General features: G+C 45.3%; 10 protein-coding genes. All 10 read left to right on the top strand.

The window, feature by feature from the left end; translation table 11 throughout:
• Window positions 1–2: 2 nt before the first annotated feature.
• Window positions 3–1,475 (top strand): O-antigen ligase family protein, encoded by a 1,473-nt coding sequence (locus AC58UW_RS00860; RefSeq protein ID WP_497418834.1) that lies wholly within the window; start codon window positions 3–5, stop codon window positions 1,473–1,475.
• The gene (locus tag AC58UW_RS00855) at window positions 1,417–2,784 is read left to right on the top strand and encodes a lipopolysaccharide biosynthesis protein (protein ID WP_497418833.1); all 1,368 of its coding nucleotides are present in this window, start codon (window positions 1,417–1,419) and stop codon (window positions 2,782–2,784) included. Before AC58UW_RS00860 ends, AC58UW_RS00855 begins: the two co-directional genes overlap by 59 nt.
• 27 nt (window positions 2,785–2,811) lie before the next feature.
• The gene (locus AC58UW_RS00850) at window positions 2,812–3,648 is read left to right on the top strand and encodes a glycosyltransferase family 2 protein (protein ID WP_497418832.1); all 837 of its coding nucleotides are present in this window, start codon (window positions 2,812–2,814) and stop codon (window positions 3,646–3,648) included.
• Complete coding sequence (locus AC58UW_RS00845) at window positions 3,632–4,894, top strand: glycosyltransferase family 4 protein (protein WP_497418831.1); 1,263 nt, start codon at window positions 3,632–3,634, stop codon at window positions 4,892–4,894. The genes AC58UW_RS00850 and AC58UW_RS00845 overlap by 17 nt, the downstream gene beginning before the upstream one ends.
• Window positions 4,863–6,008, top strand: a complete 1,146-nt coding sequence (locus AC58UW_RS00840; RefSeq protein ID WP_497418830.1) for a glycosyltransferase family 4 protein — start codon at window positions 4,863–4,865, stop codon at window positions 6,006–6,008. Before AC58UW_RS00845 ends, AC58UW_RS00840 begins: the two co-directional genes overlap by 32 nt.
• Before the next feature lie 30 nt (window positions 6,009–6,038).
• Entirely contained in the window at window positions 6,039–7,139 is a 1,101-nt protein-coding gene (locus AC58UW_RS00835) for a glycosyltransferase (RefSeq protein WP_497418829.1), read from the top strand.
• 4 nt (window positions 7,140–7,143) lie between these two features.
• Window positions 7,144–8,475, top strand: coding sequence for a UDP-glucose dehydrogenase family protein (locus tag AC58UW_RS00830; protein ID WP_497418828.1), 1,332 nt, complete (start codon window positions 7,144–7,146; stop codon window positions 8,473–8,475).
• A 41-nt stretch (window positions 8,476–8,516) separates the two neighbouring features.
• Window positions 8,517–9,887 (top strand): sugar phosphate nucleotidyltransferase, encoded by a 1,371-nt coding sequence (locus tag AC58UW_RS00825; protein ID WP_497418827.1) that lies wholly within the window; start codon window positions 8,517–8,519, stop codon window positions 9,885–9,887.
• Between the two features lie 133 nt (window positions 9,888–10,020).
• Complete coding sequence (locus tag AC58UW_RS00820) at window positions 10,021–11,523, top strand: glycosyl hydrolase (protein WP_497418826.1); 1,503 nt, start codon at window positions 10,021–10,023, stop codon at window positions 11,521–11,523.
• A 20-nt stretch (window positions 11,524–11,543) separates the two neighbouring features.
• Window positions 11,544–14,153 (top strand): discoidin domain-containing protein, encoded by a 2,610-nt coding sequence (locus AC58UW_RS00815; RefSeq protein WP_497418825.1) that lies wholly within the window; start codon window positions 11,544–11,546, stop codon window positions 14,151–14,153.
• Window positions 14,154–14,277: the final 124 nt, after the last annotated feature.

The raw sequence follows: 14,277 nt of genomic DNA, 5'->3' as shown, positions 1-14,277 counted from the left end.
TCATGACACAGACGGGTCGGATGACGATGTTATTCGCTGGAATGGCTTTGGCCGTCTCTCTGGTCATTGGTTATTCAAGTGCAACTCTGGATCCTGATCTTAGTATGCAAATTTCAATCTTAGCTATGCTGTTATTTCCTGCCTTTATATTAGCTTTATTGGATTCACGCCGATTAATTCCCTATATCCTGCTGGTCTGGGTCATTTGCCCGGAGATTCGCAGAATACAAGATTGGATGGAAGGAACCTACCATTCGGTTTCACTGTTAAGTATAGCTCCTTTGTTAACGAGTGCTGTGCTTATCATTCCAATTTTGGCAAAGTTTCACCAGATGGAATCGCGCATCTACAAGCTGCTTATTTATATGGCTATCGTGCTGCTGTATGGCTGTCTAATCGGTGTAACGAAGAATGGCAGCGGGACCTTTTATGATTTAGCGAATTATGTGATTCCGTTGTTGTTAATCCCTTATGCCGCATTAAGTGAATTCGACAATAAAGCGTTAGACCGTTTAATTGTTGCATTCTCTAATACCGCCATCCTGGTTGCTGTTTATGGCATTCTTCAATATATCATCGTGCCGCCATGGGATGCATTTTGGATGAATCATGTGGAAATGACATCGATTGGGCACCCTTTCCCTTTGGAGATCAGAGTATTCTCTACACTGAATTCCCCAGGTCCTGCGGGGATGTATATGGGAACTGCGCTTGCACCGATGATTCTGGAAAAAAGGTGGCGGGGACCGTTAGGCTGGATCGGTATTATCCTTGTGACGGTTGGACTGCTGGTCACGCTAGTCCGTTCTGCCTGGGTTATGCTTTTCATCGATATCGCCATCTATACAGCTGTATCGGCCGGCAGACAAAAGTGGAAACTGATTGCTCAATTAACAGCTGTTATTGGAGCTATGTATGTCATCATCCCGAAGCTGCCTGGTGCGCAAGGTCTTATCGCTCGATTAGATACGATGACGGCCATTCAGGATGACCACTCTTATAATGAGAGACTAGATTTCTTTCATACGGTTTTCCCAATGATGTTTTCTAAACCGCAAGGATTAGGGCTAGGGAGTATTGGTGTCGGCACCAAGCTCAGTAACGGCGGAGCATTAGGGGAATATGGCATCTTCGATAATGGATTTGTCGCCATTTTTCTAACCTTTGGCATTCTTGGAGGCTTGTTGTTCCTATGGGCTTTATGGCTTGTCACCCGTTATCTGTTATCTCAGAAAAAACAACCTGGTGGGATAACCGCCTACGGTAAGCTGGGACTCTCCGCTTTGCAAGGAAGTATCGTTTGTCTCGTTTTTGAAAATGGGTACACAGGTTTGAAAGGTTTTCTATTATGGATGGTCGTAGGCATTGGAATTATGGCGCATCGAACGATCGTTCAAGAGAGGAGGCAAATTTCGGATGCAGCAGCCAGTCAACTTGAAATTAGTCCGCATAAAGCCTCTGTTCGGCTTCATTAAAGCCTTTTTTTCCAGTAAAAGTAATTTGTCATCTTCCGTTAAAACGATGTTTTTCAGTGTACTTATCTTAGTGATCAATATGCTAACAGGCATACTAACAGCGCGATTTCTTGGGCCATCCGGCCGAGGAGAGCAGGCAGCTATGGTTTTATGGTCGCAATTCTTAGCCTTTAGTTTCACATTTGGTATGCCTTCCGCCATTATTTACAACGTGAAAAAGAACATGAAGGATTCCGCCAAGCTTTATTCGACCGCTGTTCTCATGGGTTTGACAGCAGGCATGCTTGCGATGTGCTTAGGGATGTTGGTTTTACCCTACTGGCTCCGTTCGTATTCTGACAGTGTGGTCCTATTCTCGCAATGGTCCATGGCTATCGTACCTCTTATCGTATTGTCACAGATTAATAATGCGATGATGCAGGTAAGAGGCGAGTACAAACTATTCAATCGTCTGCGATTTCTTATTCCGCTGAGTACACTCATCGGCCTTGCTCTGCTAATCCTAACTAAAACCATGACTCCTTACACGTCAGCTGTAGCTTATCTCGCTCCGGCGGTACCCTTTTACATATGGACGACTGTGCGTTTGCTTAGACAGTATCAATGGGTGATTAAGGATACTCTCCGCTCCTTTAAGACATTAATCAGATATGGTATTGGATCCTACGGCAACGATTTAATGGGCAATGTTTCCTACTACATCGATCAAATTGTTATTATCGGGCTTCTGAATCCCACGGAACTTGGACTCTATGCGGTAGCGGTAAGTCTATCCCGTGTGGTTAATATTTTCTCAACGTCCATTATCGTGGTGCTGTTCCCCAAAGCTTCTGGATTGCCCAAGGATAAAGTGGTTGAGATGACGTTCCGTGTGTACAGGATCAGCACATGTGTGGCTCTCTTTTGCTCCCTGATCATCATGCTGGTTGCTCCTTTCGTCATGCCTCTCTTGTATGGCCCTGATTTTAAAGAAGCCATTAGTGTATTCCGAATGCTGCTTCTTGAAGTGTCAATTTCAGGTGGAACAATGGTCTTAGCTCAAGCGTTCATGGCCTTAGGCAAACCCAAGATTGTAACAATTCTGCAAGGAATAGGGCTGCTTGTTGTCATCCCATTGCTGACAGTGCTCATTCCAAAGTTCGGACTCGCCGGTGCGGGAATGGCCATTTTGTCATCGGGTATACTGCGATTTATCTTTATTTTAATCAATGTCAAATTCACCTTGAAAACGAAACTACCTAGATTACTGTTGAATAAAGAGGATATCCGTTGGTTGCTTTCAGCAATAACAGCATATAAGGCCAAATAATTGGACATTGGGGGAGGGGCGAACGAAATGAGTCGCTATCGTGACGCTGTGGGAGTGAATCGAATTTCTGTTGTCATCATTGCGCAAGACGATGAATCGAGAATAGCTAATGCGATCGCCTCCTGCAAGCCTTTTGCAGACGAGATTGTTGTAGTCGATGGCGGGAGCAAGGACGGAACCGTTCGAGTCTCCGAGCAATTAGGCTGCAAAGTCTATGTGAACGCATGGCCTGGTTATGCGAAGCAGCGTATCTATGGCAGTGATCGCGCAGCCTATGACTGGATTTTCGTAATCGACACGGATGAGGTTGTTAATGAGCAGCTAGCTTCGTCCATTCTGAAGCTGAAAAGTGAGCTATCTGATCCAAGCAAAGCCTATTCCGTTCTGCGGATTGGAGACTTCCTAGGGCGCTGGATGGGGAAAGGTGAGCGGTTAGTCCGCTTGTATAACCGTTCACAAATTCAGTATAGGGACAGTCTCGTGCATGAAACACCGGATGTAGCGAGTGAGGATGTCATCTTCATACCAGGGGTCTTATGGCATTATGGTTTCCGCAGCATTCATGACCACATTCAACGGTTTAATAAATATACCGATCTGGAGGCAGAAGGCGCAGTGGCGATGGGAAAAAGATTTAGCTTACTGCGGATGCTCGTTAGACCTCCCTTGCGTTTCATACAGAAATATATCGTTCATGGCTTGTATAAAAAGGGAATCCCGGGACTTGCCGTGGCATTTTTCTGGAGCATCTATGAGTTCCTGATCTGCATGAAACAGTATGAGCTTGGATTAGCTCACAAACGTGTGAAGCAGTCCCAAGACGGGCCAATTAAGGAGGGGAAAGCTTATGCAACGATACAATGATTTGCGGATTTTGTGTACCGGAATGGGCTGGCCCTCATCTCAGCCAGGTGGATTAAATACCTATTTCAAGCATATATGCGAAAGCTTAGCTGCACATCATGAGCTTGAAGCTTTGGTGTGCAGTGCAAATAAGCCGGAAGTGAAAAGTGGTCTTCGTGTCATCAATGTGTCCGGTACTAACTTGAAATTAAGCAAACGGCGTGATGCCTTTCGCGACCAAGCCGCAGAGATGATGAATGGGCAGCATGTTGATATCGTTTATTCTCACTTTGCTCCTTACAGCTTGGGTGTGGCTATGGAGGCGAAAGCACGAAATATCCCAGTTGTTATGACATTTCACGGTCCATGGAGTGAGGAAATAAGACTTGAAGGCAAGGGTTTAAAGCATCGCTTTAAAACAATGATCGCTAGAAGCTGGGAAATGAAAGCTTACCAGCTGGCGGATGCCTTCATCGTGTTAAGTGAAACCTTTCGCGATATTCTTCATCGCCAGTATGGCATCCCGCTTGCCAAGATACACATCATACCTGGCGGGGCGGACGTGGCTCGGTTCAAGCCGGCTGCGAATCGTTCATCCATAAGAAAGAAGCTGCAGCTGCCTGAAGAGAAAACCGTCGTGTTGACTTTGAGAAGGCTGGTCAATCGAATGGGTTTGCTTCAATTGCTAGAGGCTTGGAAAGATGTTGTCCGTACAAAGCCAGATGCTGTGCTGTTAATAGGCGGCAGAGGTCCGCTGCAAGCTGAACTGGAAAGCAGAATTGCTGAATATGGGCTCCAGTCTAGTGTTAGGATGCTGGGTTACATCCCCGACAGTGAGCTTGCTGATTACTATCAAGCAGCCGATCTGTTCGTTGTACCTTCACAAGCTCTAGAGGGCTTCGGATTAATAACCGTAGAAGCAATGGCAGCCGGAGTTCCAGTCATGGCAACTCCGATTGGAGGGAATCGTGAAATTCTTGAGAAATACCGGCCTGATATGCTGTTCGCAGGAACTAGCAGTAGCGACATAGCCTCAGGATTGACTCGTATATTGAAGCACCCTGAGTTGTGGCCTACAAGTGAGCAGTGTAGGGATCATGTGCTGGAGCATTATACGTGGAAGAGAGCTTCCGAGCAGGTAAATGATGTATTTAATTCCGTTATTGATCTTGATAATCATGCTTATGTTAGGAATCAATCGATTGCAGCCAGGAAGAGAGGAGGACGTGAACAAGATGAGAGTAGCTTATCTGGATCATACCGCTAGATGGAGTGGGGGAGAAGTCGCACTTTATAATCTTATTACGAATTTCGGCAATGAGATTGATCCGTTAGTCATTGTGGCTGAAGAGGGAGCGCTTGTTGATCGTTTAAGAGCTAAAGGGATTGATGTTCGCGTTTTACCTTTAAGTGATAAGGTGCGTAATCGCAATCGAAATGCCGTGAATTTTCAAGCGGTAACGGCTGCCTTTGAACTTCTGAGCTATGGGAAAAGGGTAGCCAAATTACTGAAGGCTGAGAAAGTTGCCTGTGTACATACGAATTCATTGAAATCAGCATTTTATGGAGCTGTAGCTGCCAAATGGGCAGGAATTCCACTCATCTGGCATATCCGGGATCATATTGGTGTTCCGTATTTGAAACCAATCGTTGCCCAAGCGATTCGCTTGATGTCCCGATTGCTGCCTAACGGTGTTATAGCTAACTCAAATTCTACGTTAAATGCGTTGAACTTGCCGAAGTCCAAGAAAACATTAGTCGTGTACTCGGCGTTCGCGAATTCCAAAACCAAAGGCCTATCGATCGTCGAGAAAGCATGGCGAAAGCCTTACGTAGTCTTACTTGTTGGCCGGTTGGCGGAGTGGAAGGGCCAGCATATTCTACTTGAAGCGGCTAAATCTTTTCTGCCGGATGATCAGGTTCATTTCTGGTTAGCCGGGGATGCCCTATTTGGCGAAGATGCCTATAAGAAGCAGCTGCTGCAGCAAATTGCCGATAATCAACTGAACAATGTCACCTTACTAGGTCATGTTGAAGATATTCAGGGTTTAATGCAGAAAGCAGACCTTTTGGTGCATACTTCCATCACTCCTGAACCTTTCGGTCAAGTTATTGTTGAGGGTATGGCAGCCGGTTTGCCGGTTATTGCTTCTAACGAAGGCGGTCCTACTGAAACTGTCGTACATGGTGAAACAGGGCTTCTCATTACGCCAGGGAAACCAGCCGTACTTGCGGATTCAATTCGGTATCTGCTAGAGCATCCTGAGGAGCGACGCCGAATGAGTGAGAATGGCATCAAGCGTGTGGAGCAACACTTTGTTATCGAACGAACCGTTACCCAAATCACTCATTATTATGCAGGTTTCATCGCTAATTCGTGATGACCGCTTAGAGAGTAAAGGATGGATCAAATGAAAATAGCAATTGCGCATGATTATTTGGTTCAAATGGGCGGAGCCGAAAGAGTTGTTGAAGTCTTTCACCAGATGTACCCGAGTGCTCCCATTTATACGACCATGTTTAGCAACAATCGTCTGCTCGATGAACTGAGGGATGCGGATATACGAGCCTCTTGGTTACAAAAAATGCCTGGAGGAAAGAGTCATTTTAAAGAAATGCTTCCTCTCTATCCATTTGCGATTAAGGATTTTGACTTTCGAGAATTTGATATTGTGCTCAGCTCAAGCAGTGCGTTCATGAAGAGCATTCAGGTGCCGAAGAACACCTTCCATCTCTGTTACTGCCATACCCCAATGCGTTTCGCATGGGATTATGACACCTATATGGAGCGGCAAACGAAATCCAGTGTGATGAAACGTCTTTTGAAAATTTATATCGATCAGCTCAAGCAATGGGATCAAAAAACGTCAGCGAATGTGAATCAGTTTATTGCGAATTCCTCGGTCGTCAAGAATCGCATCCGAAATTATTATCACCGCGATTCCGATGTTATTTTTCCACCGATTAATACAACTCGCTTTCACAGCTCAACGAACATTGATAATTATTATTTGATTGTATCGAGACTTGTGTCCTATAAACGTATTGATTTGGCTGTAGAAGCTTTTAATCGAAATGGGCTGCCTTTGCATATCGTTGGGGAAGGGCCAGATCTGATGAGACTTAAGGCAATGGCCAAAGGGAATATCCGTTTTCTGGGAAGATTGGATGACGGTTCAGTAACTAAAATGATGGCAGAGTGTCGAGCATTAATCTTTCCAGGCGAGGAGGATTTCGGTATAACTCCGCTGGAAGCTAATGCGGCTGGAAGACCCGTTGTTGCCTATCAGGCTGGTGGCGCGCTAGATACGATTGTGCCTCAAGTAAATGGTGTTTTTTTCAAACGGCAAGAGGTAGAGGATTTGCTGATGGCTATCGAGGAAGTGGAAAACCATGCCTGGGACGTGAGCCGAATTATTGGGCACGCACAGAAATTTGATGAGAAAACATTTATGGAGAAATTAAAAATCTACATGGCTAAAGCTTATCAACAATTCAGAGAGGGGAATTAATCGTATGGATATTGCAGTAATTGGAACAGGCTATGTGGGATTAGTTTCCGGGGTGTGCTTCGCTGAGGTGGGTAATAATGTTATCTGTGTGGATCAGGATGAACAGAAAATCGAAAAGCTGCAAAATTTGATTTCACCCATCTATGAGCCTGGCATTGAAGAGCTCATGGAGAAGAATATACATGCTGGCCGGTTAGCTTTTACAACGGATTTGGGTGATGCCATCAACCAATCTGAGCTCATTATCATTGCCGTAGGCACACCTTCATTGCCTAATGGCGAGGCTAACTTGTCCTATATTGAGCAAGCAGCTATGGAAATTGGAAAGGCGATGAACGGGTATAAAATCATTGCAACGAAAAGCACAGTTCCCGTTGGAACGAATGAGCATATTCAAATGATTATTGCGATGAATACGCAGCAGCCTTTTGATGTCGTATCCATTCCAGAGTTTCTACGCGAAGGTTCAGCCATCGATGATACTCTTCATCCGGATCGCATTGTGCTTGGATTGGAAAATCCGAGTTTAGCTGAGCCGCTAACGAATTTGCACCGTGCCTTTACGGATCAAATCTTCATCACAAGCATCCGAAGTGCCGAGATGATCAAGTACGCTTCGAATGCTTTTCTAGCGACTAAAATTTCATTCATCAATGAAATCTCCAATATTTGCGAGAAGGTCGGAGCTGATGTCACGGAGGTTGCCAAAGGGATGGGGAAAGATAAGCGAATTGGTTCATCCTTCCTGAGTGCCGGTATCGGCTACGGAGGCTCTTGCTTTCCGAAGGATACAGACGCTTTGATTCAAATTGCAGGCAATGTCGATTATGAGTTTCAATTGCTCAAATCCGTAGTAGAAGTGAATAAATCACAGCGCTACAAGGTGATTTCTAAGCTGGAAGCCTCTCTTGGACTGCTTAGCGGCAAAGTTGTGGGCATCTGGGGGTTATCCTTCAAGCCCAATACCGACGATATTCGCTATGCCCCATCGATTGAAATTGTTGAAACACTGATCCGTGCAGGAGCAACTTTGAAGCTGTACGATCCGATTGCGATGGATAAATTCAGAGAGCGTATCGATCATCCCGCGATTCAGTGGTGTGAGAATGCCATGGAGGCCGCAGTCCAAGCTGATGCCATTTGTTTGCTAACGGATTGGGAAGAATTCAAAACACTCTCCTTGTCACAGCTTATTTTTATCATGGAACAGCCTATTCTCATTGACGGCCGCAATGTGTACAGCCAAGAACAAATTCAAGGAACTGGACTCAAATATTATTCCGTTGGGCGACCTGATTTGCTCGGTGTATCCAGGCCTAAAGCACTGGTTAGATAATTAGCTTGTATCGCAAATAAATCAAATGGAGCGTGGTTTTCATGAAATTGGTTCTTCTTTCAGGCGGTTCCGGTAAACGACTTTGGCCATTGTCCAATGATTCTAGATCCAAGCAATTCTTAAAGGTACTTGAGGACGAGAAAGGCAAAGATGAATCCATGGTTCAACGTGTATGGAGACAACTGCAGAATACAGGCCTTGGCGATGATGCGTACTTAGCGACGAACCGCTCGCAGGTCGAAATGATTGTTAGCCAGCTTGGCGGAGACGCTCCTCTTATTATTGAGCCTGAGCGCAGAGATACCTTCCCTGCCATCGCGCTAGCTGCTGCCTATATGTATGATGTGGAAAGCTTACCCCTTAATACCGTGATTACGGTGTTACCGGTAGACCCGTATGTCGATGAGGCCTTTTTCCAGAAAATTAAACAATTAGAGGATGTTCTACACGAAACAGACGCGAATTTAGCGCTAATGGGTGTTGTTCCAACAGTTCCGTCGGAGAAATATGGGTACATTGTTCCATCGGATGAACGCCGAGAAGGGACAGAAGCAGTAGCTGTTCAATATTTTTTCGAAAAGCCCAGCCGTGAACAAGCAGCCATTTTGATTGATCAAAAAGCGCTTTGGAATTGTGGTGTCTTTGCTTTCCGACTTGGCTATCTCATTGAGGTCATGATGGATAAAGGGATTCCGATTCAATACGAGGAAATGGTCAGAAATTATCATAAGTTAACGAAAATCAGCTTTGACTATGAAGTTGTTGAGAAAGAAGCAAGTTGTGTCGTTGTTCCTTATGATGGCTTCTGGAAGGATTTGGGAACTTGGAATACCTTGACGGAGGAAATGGGACGTTCCCAAATCGGAACGGGCATCGTAACGACTGATTGCGAGAACACCCATTTAATTAACGAGCTGGACATTCCTGTCACCGTAATCGGCATCCATGATGCTGTCATTGCCGTGAGCCCGGATGGCATTCTAGTGACGAACAAGTCGGAGAGCCCTCGCATCAAGGAAGTCATGAATAAAATCGAGCATCGCCCGATGTACGAAGAGCGCAGATGGGGACGCTATCGTGTAATCGATTATGTCAAATATGCCGAAGATAATGAAGTGCTCACCAAACGTATTCTCGTACATGCCGGTAAAAATATAAGCTATCAGCTGCATTATAAACGAAGTGAAGTGTGGACAATCGTGAGCGGCGTAGCGGATATTATCATTAACGATAAGCTCTATCAGGTGAAACCGGGTGATGTTGTGCGAATTCCGGAAGGGACTAGACACAGCGTACGGGCAATCACGGATGTTGAATTTATCGAGGTACAAAGCGGATCCGATTTAGTCGAAGAGGATATCGTTCGTATTTGTATGGACTGGAAGGACATCCCTCTTCATCAATTTATTTAAGTTTTGTTTTGAAACAAAGAACCGCCTTCTATTCGATTTTTGGGAATGGAAGGCGATTCCTTGTTTGAAGGCATAGCTAAAAATAACAAATATAACCATTTTGTGCTCTAACAGCTTTTAACTCACAAAGAAGATGGTGATTCCAATTTTAGGAGAGGCAGGTGTACGTAAGAAAGTGGTTTCCTTATTGTTCTTACTCTCTTTAGTAGCTCCGAATTTCTTGTTTCAACCGCAAGTTACAGCATCTGCGACTACGGTTCCAGTCAACTCGCAAGCGACGATTGAAGCAAAGGTGGTACTGCAGAAATTAAATGCCGTTTCGGGTGTTAGCACGATTAGCGGGCAGCATGATTACCTGGAAAGTCCAGATGAATGGACGAATCAAGTGAAAGGCTGGACAGGTAAATTTCCTGGCCTTCATGGCTATGAATTCGGTGCCATTTTGGCTCAAAACGAAAGCCAATTGGCGCAACAAAGGCAGAAGGTAGTCAATAGCGCGATCGCTTGGAATCAGGCTGGCGGCCTTGTCACCATCTCCTATCATCAAAGTATTCCTGGAACCTGCTTATGCTGGTCGAATGTGGAGAAGAAAATGAGCCAAGCGGAATTTGATAAATACGTGACTCCTGGCACTCCCCAGTATGCGAAATTGATTGCAGATTTGGATAAAACGGCGGTTTACTTGGGGAAACTGAAGGATGCGGGAGTTCCTGTCTTGTGGCGGCCCTATCATGAAATGAATGGGGACTGGTTCTGGTGGGGCAAGAAGAACAACTTCTCAGCGCTCTGGAATATTATGTACGATCGTTTCGTTCATGTACACAAGCTGAATAATTTGCTTTGGGTTTGGAGTCCTAATGCGCCGAATGCGAATGCAGACCCTTACACAGCGACATATCCAGGTGCGAGTAAGGTGGATGTTCTCGCAGTAGATATCTATGATAATGATTACAATCCAGATTATTATAAGAATATTGTTCAATTAGCAGGCGGCAAGCCTGTGGCGATAGGGGAGAATGGCGAACTGCCAAGTGCTGCGGTCTTGAAAGACCAACCCCGATGGGCTTATTTCATGACATGGGGCAAGATGCTGAGTGAAAATAATAATAAAGAAGAGATTAAATCGTTCTACTCGCATTCGAAAATACTGAGCAGAGAATCCTTTCTGCCAGTTAAACAGCCGCAGATACAGCCCATTTCGCTGCCGGATAAGAAAAATGGATTGCGAGCGGAATATTATGATAATAAGGATTTGACCGAGCTAAAAGAAACAAAGGTGGATGCCAAGATTGATTTCAATTGGTCGACTTCGGCTCCTATATCCTCTATGCAAGCTGATACGTTCTCAGTGAGATGGACAGGTAAGCTGCTGCCAGCCTATACGGAAAAATATCAAATATCGACCTTAAGCGATGATGGTATCCGAGTTTGGGTGAACGGCAAGTTGGTTATTGATAGTTGGTATAATCAAAGTTGGGTGGAACGAACGGGATCTATTGGCCTTACTGCTGGCGTGCCCGTTGATTTGAAAGTGGAATATTATGATAATCAGAATGGTGCCGCTGCTAAACTCATGTGGAAGAGTCCTTCCCAAACGAAAGAAATAATACCAGCAAGTGTTCTATTACTACCTTAGAGGTTTGAGAGGTATCTAACATGATGAGATATGTGATTGTGCCATCGGCCTTGTTGATCTTACTGATCCTGATCTCGGCTTCGACGAATTACGGTGCATCTGCAAGAACAGAGTTGGTAAAGGTGATGACAGAATCCAATCAGATTGGCAATCAGATCTGGACGTTAGGCAAACCCGATGATTCTGATTTGGAATTTGGAAAAGAAAGCGCAGCTCCGATTAGTTATACCGTATCTTCTGACGAAGAGCAGCCGGAGACTTGGAGCTCGATGCCGCAAGGTCTTAATAAATCGTTGAATCCTACCTTGTCTGTCAACTATACCTTAGCTGAAATACCCGAATATGGGGTTCATTTCAGAGTGAAAATTCTAGATGCGCATAAGTCGGTTCCTCAGATGGCGGTGTTCTCCAATAGCATGCTTTCGGGCATCATCCAGATCGCCGGTGTCGGAGGAACGTCTAGTACTTATGAGTATAAGAAATTATATGAGCTATATATTCCTAAGGAGCAGCTGCAGCTGGGGAATAACGTACTGAAGCTGTCGGCCGAAGGTTGCTTGTCTTGCAGGGCAGATGAGAATAAATTTCTTTGGTGGAAATGGGACTATCTCTCCCTTGATGCACTTGTTGCACCTGCCCAGGAACCCATTCACGGGCGATATGTGGAATCCGGCACCAAAGTCAGTAATTTGTCCTTTTATTATGACCAAGGAGCAGTTAAGCACCTACCCTATGTCTTGAAGTGGCTGGGAATTGCCTATAGCGGCAACGTGATGAGAGTGGATTGTGCGACGGATGTCAAAGAGGGATGTTCTGCAATTAAGTCGTATTACGAAACTCTGCGTGACTACAATACGCAAGCGGTAGCTCTTCATTTGCATACAGGCAACATTAGGCTTAAAGACGATGGCACTCTGCCAGCAGATGCCGAAAATAAGTTAACGGACTATGTGAAGCAGTATGGCTCCATGTTCCAATATTATGAGATAGATAATGAACCAGGCTTATTTAATCGATCCAAAAGTGTGAATTTAGCCATAGCCAAATGGCTCAAAACCAACCTGCCTGAGATCGCACCTCATGTAAAAACGGTCGCTCCAGGCTGGGCCTATGCGCCGGAATACAGCATGAGGACCTGTCGGAATCAAACCTCATCAGGCATGTTCAGCTGCGGAGATCCTGACGGCTGGGAAGGCGATCCGAACCAGCGTATGGAGCTTGAAGAGATGACGGATTTAACGAATGGACATTCCTATGGGACCTCTTATGTAAACAATAAGGATGGAAGCTTTCTGGAGAACATGCGAACCTTCGGAGGGGCTGAGAACGGTTTACAGAAGCTGATGCTGAATACGGAGTATGGCACATCGGATAGCCATAAAGATCCGACTGAATATGGCGCGGCGGAGCCCCATGCAGCCGTCTTTGATCGCATTATGAGGGCTCATATCGGATATGCGGATATGTTCATGCAGCATGCGGCATTTTACCCGGAATATGCCTTGTTTGAACCGGGCATTGATTTGAATACACAGAATCCCGCACAGATGCAGATTCATAAGAATTCGTTGGAAAATGATACGCGAGTCGGGGTGATGCGGCGCTTAAATCTAGCGTATGCGACGCATGGCAAGCCGCTGGTTTACGAAGTAACGAATAAGCCGGAATTATCGAATAAGCTGGTTTATTTCCGAGGTGTTGATACATCGACATTACCCGCACTTCCTGGATCAGGAGGGAAATCGGATAAGATTTTACTCAACTTTGTGAATTTTGAATCGAGTCCGCAAACGATACAGGTCAAAGTCACGATGCCGGAGTCTGCAATATACGAAGGAGAAAGGTTCGGAGCAGGTGATACCTATGAGTCCGCTCGATCCTATCTGAGCGGCTTGGAAGCTGCTCCGGAGTTATCTTTTAAGGAAACATTAGGCCCAGGCGAGGCTGTGCAGTATATCCTATCGCGAGCAGATGGGGTGAAGCCAGTTGCACCTTCGTGGATACAAGCTAAGCCAGCGCAACAGCATGCGATTGAGCTCAGCTGGAACGAGTCTGAAGTAGCACAAAGTTACGATGTTTTGCGCAAATCAGGCGTGGGTGAGGACAAATACGAAGTGATTGCTGAGCAAGTAGAAGGTACCGAGTATGTAGATACAAGTACAGAGATAGGGAACCAATACTTGTATCAGATTAGACTTTCAGGTACAAACGAAGTTTCACAACCAGCGGCCGCAGTCGCAACAGATAGTGTGGCACTGGATCGATCGGACTGGGAGGTTACCAGCAGTTCTGGTAAACCTCAAGGGGCGATCGATAGTAACATCTATAGCCGTTGGGACACAGGTGTGGCTCAAGCTCCCGGGCAATTCTATCAAGTGGATATGAAAACGCCAACCACAATCAACCGAATACGGCTTTGGAGCGAGGGTTCCCCGAATGATTATCCTCGGAAATATGAGGTATATGTATCTACGGATGGAAGCATGTGGTCTCAACCGGTAGCGACCGGTAGCGGCTCAAGCATATTAGACATTGACTTTCGTCCAACGTATGCAAGATTTATCAAGATCATCCAGACAATGAGGGCAGGGAATTTCTGGTCCATTCATGATCTGCAGATTTATGGCTAGAGATAGAAGGTTTCGTCGTTTAACTTTTACGCGTTGAAGCTACGATTAGAAACAGAATTAATATGAGCAACCAGATGACTTGAACCATATTATCCTCGCCTTTTGATATAATAAGTCAAGTCTA

This window comes from Paenibacillus sp. J22R160 (genome assembly GCF_059692135.1).
Note: the sequence above shows the minus strand (reverse complement) of the source record. Positions and strands in the feature narration are given on the sequence as shown.

Coding starts and splice junctions, on each gene's coding strand:
- AC58UW_RS00860 (WP_497418834.1), top strand. CDS start 3: ATGACACAGACGGGTCGGATGACGATGTTATTCGCTGGAATGGCTTTG.
- AC58UW_RS00855 (WP_497418833.1), top strand. CDS start 1,417: ATGCAGCAGCCAGTCAACTTGAAATTAGTCCGCATAAAGCCTCTGTTC.
- AC58UW_RS00850 (WP_497418832.1), top strand. CDS start 2,812: ATGAGTCGCTATCGTGACGCTGTGGGAGTGAATCGAATTTCTGTTGTC.
- AC58UW_RS00845 (WP_497418831.1), top strand. CDS start 3,632: ATGCAACGATACAATGATTTGCGGATTTTGTGTACCGGAATGGGCTGG.
- AC58UW_RS00840 (WP_497418830.1), top strand. CDS start 4,863: ATGAGAGTAGCTTATCTGGATCATACCGCTAGATGGAGTGGGGGAGAA.
- AC58UW_RS00835 (WP_497418829.1), top strand. CDS start 6,039: ATGAAAATAGCAATTGCGCATGATTATTTGGTTCAAATGGGCGGAGCC.
- AC58UW_RS00830 (WP_497418828.1), top strand. CDS start 7,144: ATGGATATTGCAGTAATTGGAACAGGCTATGTGGGATTAGTTTCCGGG.
- AC58UW_RS00825 (WP_497418827.1), top strand. CDS start 8,517: ATGAAATTGGTTCTTCTTTCAGGCGGTTCCGGTAAACGACTTTGGCCA.
- AC58UW_RS00820 (WP_497418826.1), top strand. CDS start 10,021: ATGGTGATTCCAATTTTAGGAGAGGCAGGTGTACGTAAGAAAGTGGTT.
- AC58UW_RS00815 (WP_497418825.1), top strand. CDS start 11,544: ATGATGAGATATGTGATTGTGCCATCGGCCTTGTTGATCTTACTGATC.